The sequence below is a fragment of the Arthrobacter sorbitolis genome (assembly GCF_054510995.1).
This window is the reverse complement of sequence record NZ_JBTNDM010000010.1, coordinates 81,843-95,610: the sequence shown is the minus strand read 5'-3', so window position 1 is coordinate 95,610 and position 13,768 is coordinate 81,843. Positions and strand designations below refer to the sequence as shown.

At 69.9% G+C, this 13,768-nt stretch carries 14 protein-coding genes; 7 read left to right on the top strand and 7 right to left on the bottom strand.

The window, feature by feature from the left end; translation table 11 throughout:
* Positions 1 to 86: 86 nt before the first annotated feature.
* Together acnA and ACX80K_RS15055 are read right to left on the bottom strand one after the other, a co-directional pair.
* Positions 87 to 2,933, bottom strand: a complete 2,847-nt coding sequence (gene acnA / locus ACX80K_RS15060) for an aconitate hydratase AcnA (RefSeq protein ID WP_459272701.1) — start codon at positions 2,931 to 2,933, stop codon at positions 87 to 89.
* A 122-nt stretch (positions 2,934 to 3,055) separates the two neighbouring features.
* Positions 3,056 to 3,319 (bottom strand): YegP family protein, encoded by a 264-nt coding sequence (locus ACX80K_RS15055; RefSeq protein ID WP_459272700.1) that lies wholly within the window; start codon positions 3,317 to 3,319, stop codon positions 3,056 to 3,058.
* Between the two features lie 213 nt (positions 3,320 to 3,532).
* Between ACX80K_RS15055 and ACX80K_RS15050 the strand changes: the two genes are divergently transcribed.
* Positions 3,533 to 3,925, top strand: a complete 393-nt coding sequence (locus tag ACX80K_RS15050) for a hypothetical protein (protein ID WP_459272699.1) — start codon at positions 3,533 to 3,535, stop codon at positions 3,923 to 3,925.
* Between the two features lie 59 nt (positions 3,926 to 3,984).
* Here the strand turns inward: ACX80K_RS15050 and ACX80K_RS15045 are convergent, their stop codons facing one another.
* Complete coding sequence (locus ACX80K_RS15045) at positions 3,985 to 4,797, bottom strand: SDR family NAD(P)-dependent oxidoreductase (protein WP_459272698.1); 813 nt, start codon at positions 4,795 to 4,797, stop codon at positions 3,985 to 3,987.
* Positions 4,798 to 4,985: 188 nt separating this feature from the next.
* Between ACX80K_RS15045 and fdhA the strand changes: the two genes are divergently transcribed.
* Together fdhA and ACX80K_RS15035 are read left to right on the top strand one after the other, a co-directional pair.
* A complete protein-coding gene (fdhA, locus tag ACX80K_RS15040) occupies positions 4,986 to 6,209 on the top strand; it encodes a formaldehyde dehydrogenase, glutathione-independent (protein WP_459272697.1) in 1,224 nt (407 codons plus the stop codon).
* A 389-nt stretch (positions 6,210 to 6,598) separates the two neighbouring features.
* Complete coding sequence (locus tag ACX80K_RS15035; protein ID WP_459272696.1) at positions 6,599 to 7,315, top strand: transglycosylase family protein; 717 nt, start codon at positions 6,599 to 6,601, stop codon at positions 7,313 to 7,315.
* A 143-nt stretch (positions 7,316 to 7,458) separates the two neighbouring features.
* On the opposite strand, the gene ACX80K_RS15030 is transcribed toward ACX80K_RS15035, so the two are convergent.
* Positions 7,459 to 8,142, bottom strand: coding sequence for a hypothetical protein (locus ACX80K_RS15030; protein ID WP_459272695.1), 684 nt, complete (start codon positions 8,140 to 8,142; stop codon positions 7,459 to 7,461).
* 114 nt (positions 8,143 to 8,256) lie between these two features.
* The gene (locus ACX80K_RS15025; protein ID WP_459272705.1) at positions 8,257 to 9,156 is read right to left on the bottom strand and encodes an SDR family oxidoreductase; all 900 of its coding nucleotides are present in this window, start codon (positions 9,154 to 9,156) and stop codon (positions 8,257 to 8,259) included.
* 53 nt (positions 9,157 to 9,209) lie between these two features.
* Here ACX80K_RS15025 and ACX80K_RS15020 point away from each other — a divergent pair, with 53 nt between their 5' ends.
* Genes ACX80K_RS15020 through ACX80K_RS15010 form a run of 3 tightly spaced genes read left to right on the top strand, consistent with a single transcriptional unit; the run spans position 9,210 to position 12,335 of the window.
* Complete coding sequence (locus ACX80K_RS15020) at positions 9,210 to 10,478, top strand: type III polyketide synthase (protein ID WP_459272694.1); 1,269 nt, start codon at positions 9,210 to 9,212, stop codon at positions 10,476 to 10,478.
* The gene (locus ACX80K_RS15015; protein ID WP_459272693.1) at positions 10,475 to 11,206 is read left to right on the top strand and encodes a class I SAM-dependent methyltransferase; all 732 of its coding nucleotides are present in this window, start codon (positions 10,475 to 10,477) and stop codon (positions 11,204 to 11,206) included. Before ACX80K_RS15020 ends, ACX80K_RS15015 begins: the two co-directional genes overlap by 4 nt.
* On the top strand, positions 11,199 to 12,335 hold the full coding sequence (locus ACX80K_RS15010) for an FAD-dependent oxidoreductase (RefSeq protein WP_459272692.1): 1,137 nt from the start codon (positions 11,199 to 11,201) through the stop codon (positions 12,333 to 12,335). The genes ACX80K_RS15015 and ACX80K_RS15010 overlap by 8 nt, the downstream gene beginning before the upstream one ends.
* Before the next feature lie 85 nt (positions 12,336 to 12,420).
* Here ACX80K_RS15010 and ACX80K_RS15005 read toward each other — a convergent pair whose 3' ends face one another.
* Positions 12,421 to 12,960, bottom strand: coding sequence for a hypothetical protein (locus tag ACX80K_RS15005; RefSeq protein ID WP_459272691.1), 540 nt, complete (start codon positions 12,958 to 12,960; stop codon positions 12,421 to 12,423).
* A 134-nt stretch (positions 12,961 to 13,094) separates the two neighbouring features.
* On the opposite strand from ACX80K_RS15005, the gene ACX80K_RS15000 reads away from it, so the two are divergent.
* On the top strand, positions 13,095 to 13,439 hold the full coding sequence (locus tag ACX80K_RS15000; RefSeq protein WP_459272690.1) for a DUF3140 domain-containing protein: 345 nt from the start codon (positions 13,095 to 13,097) through the stop codon (positions 13,437 to 13,439).
* Positions 13,440 to 13,503: 64 nt separating this feature from the next.
* On the opposite strand, the gene ACX80K_RS14995 is transcribed toward ACX80K_RS15000, so the two are convergent.
* Positions 13,504 to 13,707, bottom strand: a complete 204-nt coding sequence (locus ACX80K_RS14995; protein ID WP_459272689.1) for a hypervirulence associated TUDOR domain-containing protein — start codon at positions 13,705 to 13,707, stop codon at positions 13,504 to 13,506.
* Between the last annotated feature and the right edge of the window lie 61 nt (positions 13,708 to 13,768).

Here is a 13,768-nt window from a genome sequence, read left to right as displayed (position 1 = left end):
TTTTTGTTTTCTGTGCGCTCCCCCGCGCCCCCCTTCCTCCCCCCCCTCCCCCCCCCCCCCCCCCCCCCCCCCGGGACCTGGTGGCGCTAGCCGGCGAGCTGGCGCAGCACGTACTGCAGGATGCCGCCGTTGCGGTAGTAGTCCGCCTCGCCCGGGGTGTCGATGCGCAGGACGGCGTCGAACTCGACGGGCGAGCCGCCGTCCGCCGGTGTCGCCGTGACCCTGACCGTGCGGGGCGTGCGGCCCTCGTTGAGCTCGGTGACGCCGCTGACCGCGAACGTCTCCGTGCCCGTGAGCCCGAGGGATTCCGCGTTCTGGCCCGACGGGTACTGCAGCGGCAGCACGCCCATGCCGATGAGGTTCGAGCGGTGGATGCGCTCGTAGCTCTCGGCGACGACGGCCTTGACGCCCAGCAGCGCCGTGCCCTTCGCGGCCCAGTCACGCGACGAGCCGGAGCCGTACTCCTTGCCGGCGAGGACCACCAGCGGGGTACCCGCGGCACGGTAGTTCTCGGCCGCGTCGTACACGGCGGCCTGCGGTGCGTCCGGCTGGGAGAAGTCCCTCGTGAACCCGCCCTCGACGCCGTCGAGCAGCTGGTTCTTGATGCGGATGTTCGCGAAGGTGCCGCGGATCATGACCTCGTGGTTCCCACGGCGTGAGCCGTAGGAGTTGAAGTCCTTCCGCTGGACGCCCTTCTCGGTGAGGTAGCGCCCGGCCGGCGTGTCCGACTTGAACGATCCCGCGGGCGAGATGTGGTCGGTGGTGACCGAGTCGCCGAGCTTCAGCAGGACGCGCGCGCCGTCGATGTCCTCGACCGGGCTGGCCTCGCGCTGCATGCCCTCGAAGTACGGGGGCTTCCGCACGTACGTGGACTCCGGATCCCAGGCGAACGTGTCCCCCGCGGGCGTGGGCAGGGACTTCCAGCGCTCGTCGCCCTCGAAGATCGTGGCGTAGCTCGAGGTGAACATGCCCTCGTCGATCGAGGAGTCGATGACCTGCTGGACCTCGACCGGGTTCGGCCAGATGTCCTTCAGGAACACGTCGGTGCCCGCCTCGTCCTGGCCGAGCGGCTCGCTGTCGAAGTCGAAGTCCATCGTGCCGGCCAGGGCGTAGGCGACCACCAGCGGCGGCGAGGCCAGGTAGTTCATCTTCACGTCCGGGTTGATGCGGCCCTCGAAGTTGCGGTTACCGGACAGGACGGCGGTGACCGCGAGGTCGTTGTCCTGGATGGCCTGCGAGATCTCGTCCTCCAGCGGACCGGAGTTGCCGATGCAGGTGGCGCAGCCGTAGCCGACGGTGAAGAAGCCGAGCTTCTCCAGGTACGGGATGAGGCCGGACTTCTCGTAGTAGTCGGTGACGACCTTCGAGCCCGGAGCCACGGAGGTCTTGACCCACGGCTTGGACACGAGGCCCTTCTCGACGGCGTTGCGCGCCAGCACGGCGGCGGCGAGCATCACGGACGGGTTGGACGTGTTGGTGCAGGACGTGATCGACGCGATGCTGACGGCGCCGTGGTCGAGTTCGAACTCGCGGCCGTCCTTCATGCTGACGCTGACCTTCTTCGACGGACGCGAGTCCGACGCTCCGGCGCTCGCGTCGACGGTCTCGCGCGGCTTCGTGTTCTCCTCGGTGACGGACGACGTCGTGCCGGGGGTGAAGGACGGGGAGTCGGAGGCCGGGAAGCTCTCCTGCGACGACTCGTCGACGGTGCCGCCGGGCGCGAAGTCCAGGTCGGGGTCGTTCGAGTAGTTGCGCAGGTCCTCGCGGAACTGGCTCTTGGACTTGCTGAGCTCCACGCGGTCCTGGGGGCGCTTCGGTCCTGCGATCGAGGACACCACGGTGGACAGGTCCAGTTCCAGGTACTCGGAGAAGCTGATCTCGCGGGAGGGGTCGTGCCAGAGGCCCTGCTCCTTGGCGTACGCCTCGACGAGCGCCACGTTCTCGGCCGGGCGGCCCGTGAGGCGCAGGTAGTCGAGCGTGACGTCGTCGATCGGGAACATCGCGGCGGTGGAACCGAACTCGGGGCTCATGTTGCCGATGGTGGCGCGGTTGGCGAGCGGCACGGAGGCCACGCCCTCGCCGTAGAACTCCACGAACTTGCCGACGACGCCGTGCTGGCGCAGCAGCTGCGTGATCGTGAGGACGACGTCCGTGGCGGTGGCGCCGGCGGGGATCTCGCCGGTGAGCTTGAAGCCGACGACGCGCGGGATGAGCATCGAGACGGGCTGGCCCAGCATGGCCGCCTCGGCCTCGATGCCGCCGACGCCCCAGCCGAGGACGCCGAGTCCGTTGACCATGGTGGTGTGCGAGTCGGTGCCGACGCACGTGTCGGGGTAGGCGCGGAGGACGCCGCCCACCTCGCGGGTCATGACCGTGCGGGCGAGGTACTCGAGGTTGACCTGGTGCACGATGCCCATGCCCGGCGGGACGACCTTGAAGTCGTCGAACGCGGTCTGGCCCCAGCGCAGGAACTGGTAGCGCTCGCCGTTGCGCTGGTACTCGATCTCCATGTTGCGCTCGAGCGCTCCGGCGTTGCCGAAGGCATCGATCTGCACGGAGTGGTCGATGACCATCTCGGCGGGCGCGAGCGGGTTGACGCGCTTGGGATCGCCACCGAGGTCGACGACGGCCTCGCGCATCGTGGCGAGGTCGACGACGCAGGGCACGCCGGTGAAGTCCTGCATGATCACGCGGGCGGGCGTGAACTGGATCTCGGTGTCCGGCTCCGCTGCCGCGTCCCACCCTGCCAGGGCACGGACGTGGTCCGCCGTGATGTTCGCACCGTCCTCGGTGCGGAGCAGGTTCTCCAGGAGGACCTTGAGACTGAACGGAAGGTTCTCGGAGCCTTCGACCGCACTGAGCCTGAAAATTTCGTATTCAGCGCCGGCGACATCGAGTACGCCCTTCGCGCCGAATGAGTCCGCAGTCGTCATGACGTTGGCTCCCTTCAGAGAGATTCGTGGAATGGTCCCATCCTATTCCACGACCCGCATCACTGTATACAGTGGTACACCGTGTCGGGATCCTCCCTGTCCCGGCCCGACGCCGGGTCCGCTCAGGCCTCGCGACGCGCTGCGCCGTTCCGTCCGGGCGTGGCCTGCAGGCCGTAGAGGAGCTCTTCCTGTTCGGGGGACTCGACGCGGCTGTGATCCACCACGGGCCCCGTGCCGGCGATCTCGCGGATCAGTTCGATCCCTGCGATCGCTTCTTCCTTCGACGCGTAGAAAGTGGACACTGCCACGAGCGTTCCATCGGGAGCGGTCAGTTTCACGCGGAAACCGTCGTCGTGAGCGTCCACCAGTTTGAAGTAACCTGCCATCGTCCTACCTCCTTGTAAGGCGCAACTTCCACAAACCTGCGGCCCCCTATCATAAGCATCCTTACCGACCGGTTTAACCCCTGGGCGCCTACCTGTTCCGGTGCTGGGCGGGCACGCATGGCACAGTGGGGGCGAGGCATGGACGGACAGGGATCGGGAGCGGTGCCACCCCGTCCGAGGGGCCGACCACGCCGCCCGAACTGGAGGAGCAGAATGACCGAGCAGAGCAGCGCAGGCAATCCCGACGGCGCGGCCCTCCCCGCGGATCATCCGCTCGGCCCGGCGGCGCCCGTCCCGCCCCGGGAGAAGGAAGCCGGCCGCGCAGGGCAGGACGCCCGGCCCGACAGCGGGCCCGGCACCCCGCAGGAAGGGCACGGCGACGACGGCCACCCGGACGCGGATCGGCGTGAGGACGTCCTCGACCCCTCGGCGGGTTCGACGGGTCATCGCGCCGACAGCATCCGCGACGAACAGGGCACCCACGAAGCAGGCGCCGTACCCGCGGCCTTCGACGGCGACGGGGCACCGGCGGGGCCCGGGGATCGACACCCGGAGGACGCGGCGGCCGAACCCGACACCTGGGACAGCGGTGGAGCGGGCCGGTAGCCTCGCCCCGCGGTCGACGGTGAACCGGGTCGGAGCCACCCGCGACCCATCACCCGTGGTCAGCGGCCGCGGGACGCCAACCGTGCCACGAGCGACGGCGGCATGACCCGCGCCAGCGCGGTGAGCGCCTTGTACCGGATGCTCGGGACCGAGACGGCCTTCCCCGCCGCGGAGTCCCGGAGCGCTTCCCGGACCACGAGCCCCGCATCGAGCCACAGGAGGGCAGGGACACTCCCCTTGTCGGCCCCCATGCGCTGGTGGAAGTCGGTGTGCACGAAGCCCGGGCACACCGCCGTCACGCGGATCCCCTCGGGGCCGTAGACGAGGTTCGCCCACCGGCTGAAGCTGATCATCGCCGCCTTGGCCGCCCCGTAGGTCCCCCGCGGCGTGAAGCCCGCGACGCTCGCCACGTTGATGATCGTTCCCGCCCGGCGCAGTCGCATCGACTGCAGGGCGGCGTGGGCGAGGGACAGCGGTACCTCGACGTGGATGCGGAGGTGGCGGACCTCGTCGTCGAGCGGGTTGTCCGCGAAGGGGCGGACCAGCCCGTAGCCCGCGTTGTTCACCAGGACCGTCACCGGGGCCCGTCCGCGCTCCCCGTCGCGGGGCTCCCCCTCGTCGGGCCCCGCCTCCGGGGGGCCCGCGGCACGCAGGCGCGCGAGCACACGCGCCAGGCCGTCGTCGTCGAGCAGGTCCGCGGCGATCGTCTCGACGTCGACACCCCAGCGGGCGCGCAGGGCTGCGGCCGTCTCCTCGAGCGGGGCCACCGCCCGCGCCACGAGGACCAGGGCGCACCCCCGTCCGGCGAACTGACGGGCGAACTCGGCTCCGATGCCGGAGGTAGCCCCTGTGACGAGAACCGTGTCGGTCATGGGGCTACCCTCCCCCGGCCCGGCCGGTTCCGCAATCCGGCGCGGTCGGTGATGCAACGTCCATGCGACCCCCTGCGCGGTAGGTTCGGCGCTACCGGCTGGCTGCGGGCCCATTCGTCCTGCGGTCACCGGTTCCAGCGCCCGGGCGATCGGGCGCACCACGAACGGATCGACGAAAAGGAAGTTCCATGAGCGGAAACAGAGCTGTTGCGTACAAGGGACCGGGCAAGGTCGAGATCATCGACATCGACTACCCCACCTTCGAACTGAAGGACGGACCGGGGGTGAACCCGGCCAACGTGGGTCGGGCCGTGCACCACGGGGTGATCCTGAAGACTGTCGCCACGAACATCTGCGGATCGGACCAGCACATGGTCCGTGGCCGTACCACCGCGCCGTCGGACCTCGTCCTGGGCCATGAGATCACCGGTGAGGTGGTGGAGGTGGGGCGTGACGTCGAGTTCATCAAGAAGGGCGACATCTGCTCGGTGCCCTTCAACATCGCGTGCGGCCGGTGCCGCAACTGCAAGGAGCGCAAGACCGGCATCTGCCTCAACGTGAACCCCGACCGTCCGGGTAGCGCCTACGGCTACGTGGACATGGGCGGCTGGGTGGGAGGCCAGGCCGAGTACGTCCTCGTGCCGTACGCGGACTGGAACCTGCTGAAGTTCCCCGACCGGGACCAGGCCCTGGAGAAGATCCTCGACCTGACGATGCTGTCCGACATCTTCCCCACCGGCTTCCACGGGGCAGTGACGGCCGGGGTGGGCGTCGGCTCCACCGTCTACATCGCGGGGGCCGGCCCTGTGGGCCTGGCCGCCGCCGTGTCTGCGCAGCTGCTCGGTGCGGCCGTCGTCATCGTCGGCGACCTCAACGAGGACCGGCTGGCGCAGGCGCGGAGCTTCGGCTGCGAGACCGTCGACGTGTCCAAGGGTGATCCGCGCGACCAGCTCGAGCAGCTGCTGGGCGTGCCGGAGGTCGACTGCGGCGTCGACGCCGTCGGCTTCGAGGCCCGCGGCCACGGGAGCGGCTCGGCGACGGAGGCGCCGGCCACGGTGCTCAACTCGCTGATGCAGGTGACGGCGGCCGGCGGTGCCCTGGGCATCCCCGGCCTCTACGTCACGGGCGATCCCGGAGGCATCGACGAGGCCGCGAAGGTCGGCTCCCTGTCGCTCAGCCTCGGGACCGGCTGGGCGAAGTCGCTGTCCTTCACCACCGGCCAGTGTCCGGTGATGAAGTACAACCGCGGGCTGATGATGGCGATCCTGCATGATCGTGTCCACATCGCGAAGGCCGTGAATGCGAAGCCGATCGCGCTCGACGACGCACCACGCGGGTACGAGGAGTTCGACGCCGGCGCGGCCACGAAGTACGTGCTGGATCCCAACGGGTATCTCGCCAAGGCCGCCTGACATCAGCACGCGGGCTCTGCCCGGAGGGGGCCCGGACGACGCCGTCCGGGCCCTTTTCGTGGGGGTCCCGGAGTGTCCGGCGCCTAGTGTGGCAGACGATCCTCAAATCGGCCACTTGTAATTCCCTGTTTTTCCTCAATGTCAAGCACGCCGCTGTACCAGTTTGGCAACGAATGAAATATGCCCTACGGTGGAGGCAGTTCCCCGTCCGGGGAAGCGAAAAGCTGCCGTTCTTCGAGCAGCGATGAATGCCCGGCACCGCCCTCCACCGCTCGTTGCTCAACAGGCGGCTGCCGAACCATGACCTCTAAACCGTCAAGGTGAGCAGCGGCGCGAAGAAGTCCGGGGACGGACCTAGTGCGGGTGGCCTCTCGGAGCATCGTAACCCCATGAATACACACACCTTCAGCACCAGCGCCCGTCGCGGACTTGCCGCGGTAGCACTCACCGGCCTCGGCCTCGGCGCAGCGGCCGGTGCGGCCAACGCAGCCCCCGCCAGCGACTGGGATGCACTCGCGCAGTGCGAGAGCGGCGGGAACTGGGGCATCAGCACCGGTAACGGCTTCTCCGGCGGCCTGCAGTTCCAGCCTTCGACCTGGGCAGCCTTCGGCGGCCAGGGTGACGCAGCGAGCGCCAGCCGTGAGCAGCAGATCGCCGTCGCCGAGAACGTCCTCGCCGGCCAGGGCTGGGGCGCATGGCCCGCCTGCTCCGCCAAGCTCGGCCTGAACGGCGCAGCCAACCCCGGTGTCGTGCCGGCGCAGGCTCCCGCTCCCGTCGCCGCGGCGCCGGTGTACCAGTACCAGACGACGGTCCAGGCGCCGGTCCAGGCACCCGTGCAGTACGTCGCCCCGGTCGCCGAGGCTCCGGTCCAGGCTCCCGTCGCCGTCGCACCGGTCGCCCAGGCGCCCGTCGCCGCACCTGTCGCCGTCGCTCCCGTCGCCCTGAGCGGCGAGACCTACACCATCCAGTCGGGTGACACCCTCAGCTCCATCGCCACGAAGCTCGGCGTCACCGGTGGCTGGCAGGCACTCTTCGCCGCCAACGCCGATACCGTCATCCACGCAGACCTGATCTTCACGGGTCACGTCCTGCAGCTCCCGGCCTAGTCCTTCCGTAGGGCGGGTCCGGGGCCGGTCCCCGGTCCGTCATCGAGCCGGACCGCAGAGCTGAACACCCGGTCAAAGCACAGGACCCCCGCCTCTCCGAGGCGGGGGTCCTGTGCTTTGTTCGCCTGTCGCGCGGTCGCCGGTCAGGCGCAGGAGGTGGCGTCGACGTCGATCTTCAGGTCGTGGGCCACCGAGTAGTCGCGCTCCGGCGTGGAGAACGCGACGAGGATGTTGTCGGCGCTCCCGTGGGTGGCGCCCTCCGCGAGTTCGACCGTCACGATGATGTTCACGTGGGCGTCGGGCAGGAACTCGTAGCCGTCCGCCGGCACGGGCGGGCCGATGGGCTCGGGTGACGCGGTCGGCGTCGGTGTGGGCGTCGCCGTGTGCTCCCCGTGGGCGCCCGTCTCGGCGCCGGGGTGGTGGTGCCCCTCGCGGTTGGCCGTCTGGACCATCGACGAGAGGATGACCAGGCCCTGCGGATCGCCCAGCGCCATCTCGCCGAAGGTGAAGGTCTCCAGCGTCGGGTTGTGGAGCATCACGGTGTAGCGCAGGCGGCTGTCGTCGGGCTGCACCCCGCAGAGTTCGGCACCGTCGATGCCGACGTTCAGGGGATCGTCGCCGAGATCGCCGAGACCGTCCGTCACCGCGGCCGCCTGGTTGCCGCTCCCGGGCGTGTCCGGTGCGGCAGGCGCCTGCCCCTCCGCGGTGTTCACGCCGAGGGGGTTGTCCTCGACGGCGCCACATCCACCGAGGGCGAGCGACGCCGCGAACGCGACGGCGAACAGGGTGGTGCGGCGCCTCGAGGGCGGTGCAGTCAGAGGGTTCACGATCAGCCTGTCCGTATCAGCCGGCCGCCGGACGGCGAACCTCCGGCGCTGGTGACTGGGATTCGTCGCGCAGCGCCGCCCGGCTTGGTCCGGGCCCGCCGGCGGGGTGCCCGGTCAGGCGAGGGGCTTGCCACCGGTGACGCCCAGGACCTCACCGGAGACGTAGCGCGCGTCGTTCGAGGCGAGGAAGACGTAGGCGCCCGCCAGTTCGGCCGGCTGGCCCATCCGGCCGAGGGGCGTCCCCTCGCCGAAGGACTCCAGCTTCTCGCTGGTGGTGGTGGCGGGCTGCAGCGGCGTCCAGATCGGCCCCGGCGCCACGGCGTTCACCCGGATACCGCGCTCCCCCAGCAGCTCGGCGAGGCTGAAGGTCAGGTTGTTGAGCGCGGCCTTCGTGGCGGCGTAGTCCATGAGGCTCGTGGACGGGTGGTAGCCCTGGATCGAGGTCGTGTTGATGATCGAGGCTCCCTCGCTCAGATGGGGCAGTGCCGCCTGCGTGAGCCAGATGGTGCCGTACACGTTCGTCTCGAACGTGCGGCGCAGCTGCCCGGCGTCGATGTCGGGCAGGCCCGCGGGCTGCGCGATGTGGAAACCCGCGTTGTTCACGAGGATGTCCAGGCCGCCGAGGCCCTCCACCACCTGCCGGACGGCCTCGGGCGCATACGCCTCCTCCCGCAGGTCTCCCGGCACGGCGAGTGCGGTGCGACCCTCGGCGCGGATGAGTTCGAGGCAGCTCGCCCCGTCCTCCTCCTCCTCGGGCAGGTAGCCGATGGCGACGTCCGCTCCCTCGCGGGCGAAGGCGAGCGCCACTGCCCGGCCGATACCGGAGTCACCGCCGGTGATGAAGGCCCTGCGGCCCGCCAGCCGTCCGTGCCCCGTGTAGCTGTCCTCGCCGTGGTCCGGACGCGGATCCATGCGCTCGGTGAAACCCGGGTACTCCTGCAGTTCTGTGGACACATCGACGGCGGGACCGCGCGGATCCTCCTGGTCGAGGGTGCCTGACGGATCGGTGCCCATGGTGCTCCTGCCGGTGGTGGGGAGGGTGAACACTAAGCCTACTGTCATTGTGTTTGTCGCGTCAGTCATCTAGTAATGGACTTATGACAGTCATCCTGAGGTCCCTCGAGACAGCCGTGCCCGAGACGATCATGGTGCAGTCCGAGGTGCGCGATGTCTTCGCTGCACAGCCCGGCCTCACCCGGCTCGGTCAGCGGCTCGTCGGGGCGGCCTTCGACTCCTCCGGGATCGAGACCCGCTACACGGTACTCGACGAACTCACGCTCGAGCGGTCCTTCGACGAACCCGTCTTCTTCGACCGGGAGGCCCTGCGGATCCTGTCGCCGAGCACCAAGACCCGCAACGAGGTGTACGCCGAGGAGGGCACCAGGCTCTTCGTCGAGGCCGCCCGGAAGGCGCTGGCCGCGGCGCCGGGCATCGAGGCCGCCGACGTCACGCACGTCGTCACGGCGTCCTGCACCGGGTTCTTCGCGCCCGGCCCGGACTACAAGGTGGTCCGCGCCCTCGACCTCGCTCCCTCGGTCCAGCGCTATCATCTGGGCTTCATGGGCTGCTACGCGGCCTTCCCGGCGCTCCGGTCGGCGAAGGCGTTCTGCGACGCCGATCCGGACGCCGTCGTCCTCGTGATCGCCGCCGAACTGTGCTCGCTCCACGTGCGCTCCTCGAACAACCCCGACACCATCGTCGGGTCCTCGCTGTTCGCCGACGGCGCCGCCGCAGCGATCGTCTCCGCGCGGGACATCCCCCTGGACGGACCCGGACTCAGCCTCGACCACTTCGAGACCGTGCTGACCCCGGTGGGCGAGGAGGCCATGGCCTGGAACATCGGAGACGAGGGCTTCGAGATGGTCCTCGGCACGTATGTCCCCCACATCATCGACGAGCACATCGTCGGCGCGCTGGAACCGCTGCTCGCCCGTGACCCCTCACTGCAGGGCCTCGACTACTCCGAGATCGAGCACTGGGCCATCCACCCGGGCGGCCGCAGCATCCTCGACAAGGTCGAGGCGAAGCTCGGGCTGACCGCACAGCAGCTCGTCCCGGCCCGCGAGACCCTCCGCGACTACGGGAACATGAGCAGCGCGACGGTCATGTTCGTGCTGAAGAACATCCTCGACCAGCCGGCGTCCGGGGGGAACGACCGCATCTGCTCCATGGCCTTCGGCCCCGGCCTGACGGTCGAGACCGCCCTGTTCACCCGGATCGGGGCGATCGACGCCGGCACCGGAGGCACCGGCGTCGCCGCCACCGCCCCGCAGGTCGTCGAGGAGGTCGCCGTGCCCTCGGATCTCGAGCCCATCCTCACCGAAGCGGGCGCATGAGCCGACGGGGGTTCCTCGCCGTCCGGGATCCGGACGCCGTCGAGGAGATGGACCGGCCGGACTGCGATCCCCGGACGCTCGACCGCACGTACGCCCAGTTCGGCCTCGTCAACGCCGTGGTGTCCGGTTGGCGCCGCACGTACACCACGCTCCTGAGGCCCGCGTTCTCGCCGGACCGGACCAACACCCTGCTCGACATCGGTTCGGGCGGTGGAGACGTGCCCCGGGCCCTGGCGCGGTGGGCACGGCTCGACGGCCTGGTGCTCGAGGTGACGGCGATCGATCCCGACGAGCGGGCCCACGCCTATGCGACATCCCGCCCGGCCCTCCCTGGGCTGACCTTCCGCCGCGCCCTGAGCTCGGAGCTCGTGGCGCAGGGGGCGGCGTTCGACGCCGTCGTCTCCAACCACGTCCTGCACCACCTGGACGGCTCCGGGTTCGCAGGCCTGCTGGACGACTCCGAGCAGCTGGCCCGGCGGGTGGCCGTCCACAGCGACATCGCACGGCACCCCCTCGGCTACGCCCTCTTCTCGGCGGGCACCCTTCCACTGCCCGGGTCCTACATCCGCCGCGACGGCCTCACCTCGATCCGCCGCAGCTACACCCCCGACGAGCTGCGGGCCGCGATCGCCGGCCGGCGGAACTGGCGGGTGCGCACGGCGGTCCCGTTCATCAACCAGCTGGTGCTCGAGGGCCCGGACGGACACGGGGACGCCGGGCATGCATGACGTGATCGTCGTCGGCGGCGGGCCCGTCGGGCTCTACACGGCACTGCTCCTGCGCCAGGCCGGACTCGACGCCGTCGTCGTCGAACGCCGCACCGAGCGCAGCAGCCACTCGCGCGCCATCGGCATCCACCCGCCCGCGCTGCGTGCCCTCGAGGCCGGCGGCATCGCCGACGAGCTGCGTGCCCGCGGGGTCCTCATCCGGGACGGTGTCGCACGCAGCCGCGGACGCCATGTGGGCACCGTGTCCTTCTCCGCGCTTCCCGGCGGCGAGAAGTACGTCCTCGCCGTGCCGCAGGCCGTCACCGAGGAGATCCTCGAGCGCCGCCTCGCCGAGGAGTTCCCCGGCACCGTCCGGCGGGGTGTCGCGGTGCTGACGACGCGCGACGCCGGCGACCGTGCGCTGGCCACGGTCCGGACCCCCGGAGGGGATGCCACGCTCGAGGCGAGGCTCCTCGTCGCCGCCGACGGTGCCCGCAGCTCCGTCCGCGACGACGCCGGCATCCGCGCACCGCTGCGGCGCTACCCGGACTGCTACGTCATGGGCGATTTCGAGGACTCGACGGACGACGGCGACGACGCCGTCCTCTACCTCGAGACCGGCGGCATCGTCGAGTCGTTCCCCCTGCCCGGCGGCATCCGCCGGTGGGTGGTCCGCGTCGACTGCCTGCTGGAACGCCCGACGGCGGACGATCTCACGCGGCTCATCGGCGACCGGACGGGCGTCGCCGTCGACCCCGGCACCAACTCGATGCTGAGCGCCTTCGAGGTGCAGTCGCGGCTCGCCGAACGCTTCGTCGCCGGCCGCATCGTCCTCGTGGGCGACGCCGCCCACGAGGTGTCCCCCATCGGCGGGCAGGGCATGAACCTCGGCTGGCTCGACGCCGTGCGGCTCGTCCCCATCATCGCGGCGTCGCTGCGGAACGGGGACGACGTCGCAGCCCGGCTGGCATCGTACGAGCGGGAACGCCGCGCGCAGGCCTCGCTCGCCCGCCGCAAGGCACACATCAACATGGCGCTCGGACGCCCGCTGCCGGCGCCCCTCCTGCGACCGCGCAATGCGGTCCTGGCGGCGCTGATCAGGAACGGCACCGTCCACGGCGGCGTGGCCCGCGCATTCACCATGCAGTAGGGCGTCCCGGCCGCTTAACGGGAGAACCCCCGCGGACCGTCGGTACGGACACTGCGGGGGTCGCCTGGAACCTGGACCGGAAGGTCTACTTCCGGAGCAGGCCCTTCTTGACGTTCTCGGGACGCTGCATCTCGCCCTGCTTCGCACCCATCACCACGACGATGCCGCTGATGAGGGGCAGGAGCCACTGGGTGGCCTTGAGCTGCGACTGCGCCTTCGCCAGTTCGTCGCTGGCGCCGGGACGGGGCTCGGTGGCGCCGGCTCCACCCTGCTCGGCGAGCTCCCCGACCTTCTTGCCGAGGATGCCGGAGTACAGCGAGAGCGCCATGCCCAGGACCGTGACGACGGACTTCCAGACGGTGTTCGATCCGACGGAGTCCTGGGCCGCGACGCGACCCTTGTTGCCGAGGATCAGGCCGATGCCGCCGAGGGCGTGCACGCCGAAGGCCGCGATCTGCACCGGGGTCCACTTGGCCCAGCCGAGCGACGAGAGGCGCGTGCGCTCCTTGGGGTCCTTCGCCTTCCCTGTTGCACCGTTGAGTCCGACAGCGCCCATCAGGGTACCGCCGAACCACGCTGCAGCGCCGAGATCGTGGGCTGATCGTGCCAAAAGGTTTCCTGCCATGATGTGAGCTCCTTAGACGTTGTTCCACCTACCCTCTACATTTATCAGCATGCTTAGGATTAAGCTATCGCCGGCTTCGGCCGGTGATCCGATGGGATCCTGGGCGCGGAACTGCTACGAAAGGTCGACGGCACATGGCGAACGATACGAACGATCTCGACGAGGTATGGCCCCGGTGGAAGGAAGCGGTCAACATGACGCCCTCCCAGCTGGGGAAATGGCTTGACACCGAGGAATCACAGGCGGTGGGCCAGAAGGAGTCGGGGTCCGGCGAATCCGTCGGACACGAGTCCGGGAGGCGCATCATCGAGATCCTCGGCACGAAGCGCGAGGACCTGAAGGACGACGACGTCAGCCACATGCACAAGGTGGTGGGCTACGTACACCGCCACCTCGCACAGCGGCCGGCGAAGGAGGACATCGAGTCCTCGAAGTGGCGCTACTCGCTGATGAACTGGGGGCACGACCCGCTGAAGTAGCCGGCCCTCCCCCGGACGACGAAGGGCGCCCCGCGCGAGCGGGGCGCCCTTCGTGGGCCGGAACCTACTTCTTCGACAGCGCGCTCTCCTTGTGCGCCGCCTGCTTGCCCGACTTCGCGCTCTCCACCGTGTAGTAGGGCTCGTCCTTCGACGCCTTGAACTTCTGGTCGTCGAAGGTGAACTCCTTGTCGTGCTTCTCCACGACCTTGCCCTCGGTGGTGCCCTGCGACGTGTTCCAGGTGACCTTGTCGCCCTTGCTGAATGACATTGCGTTCCCTCTCCGCTGAACGTGGTCGAGCAGTTCCTCCGACCCTGTCACCCCGCGGGGT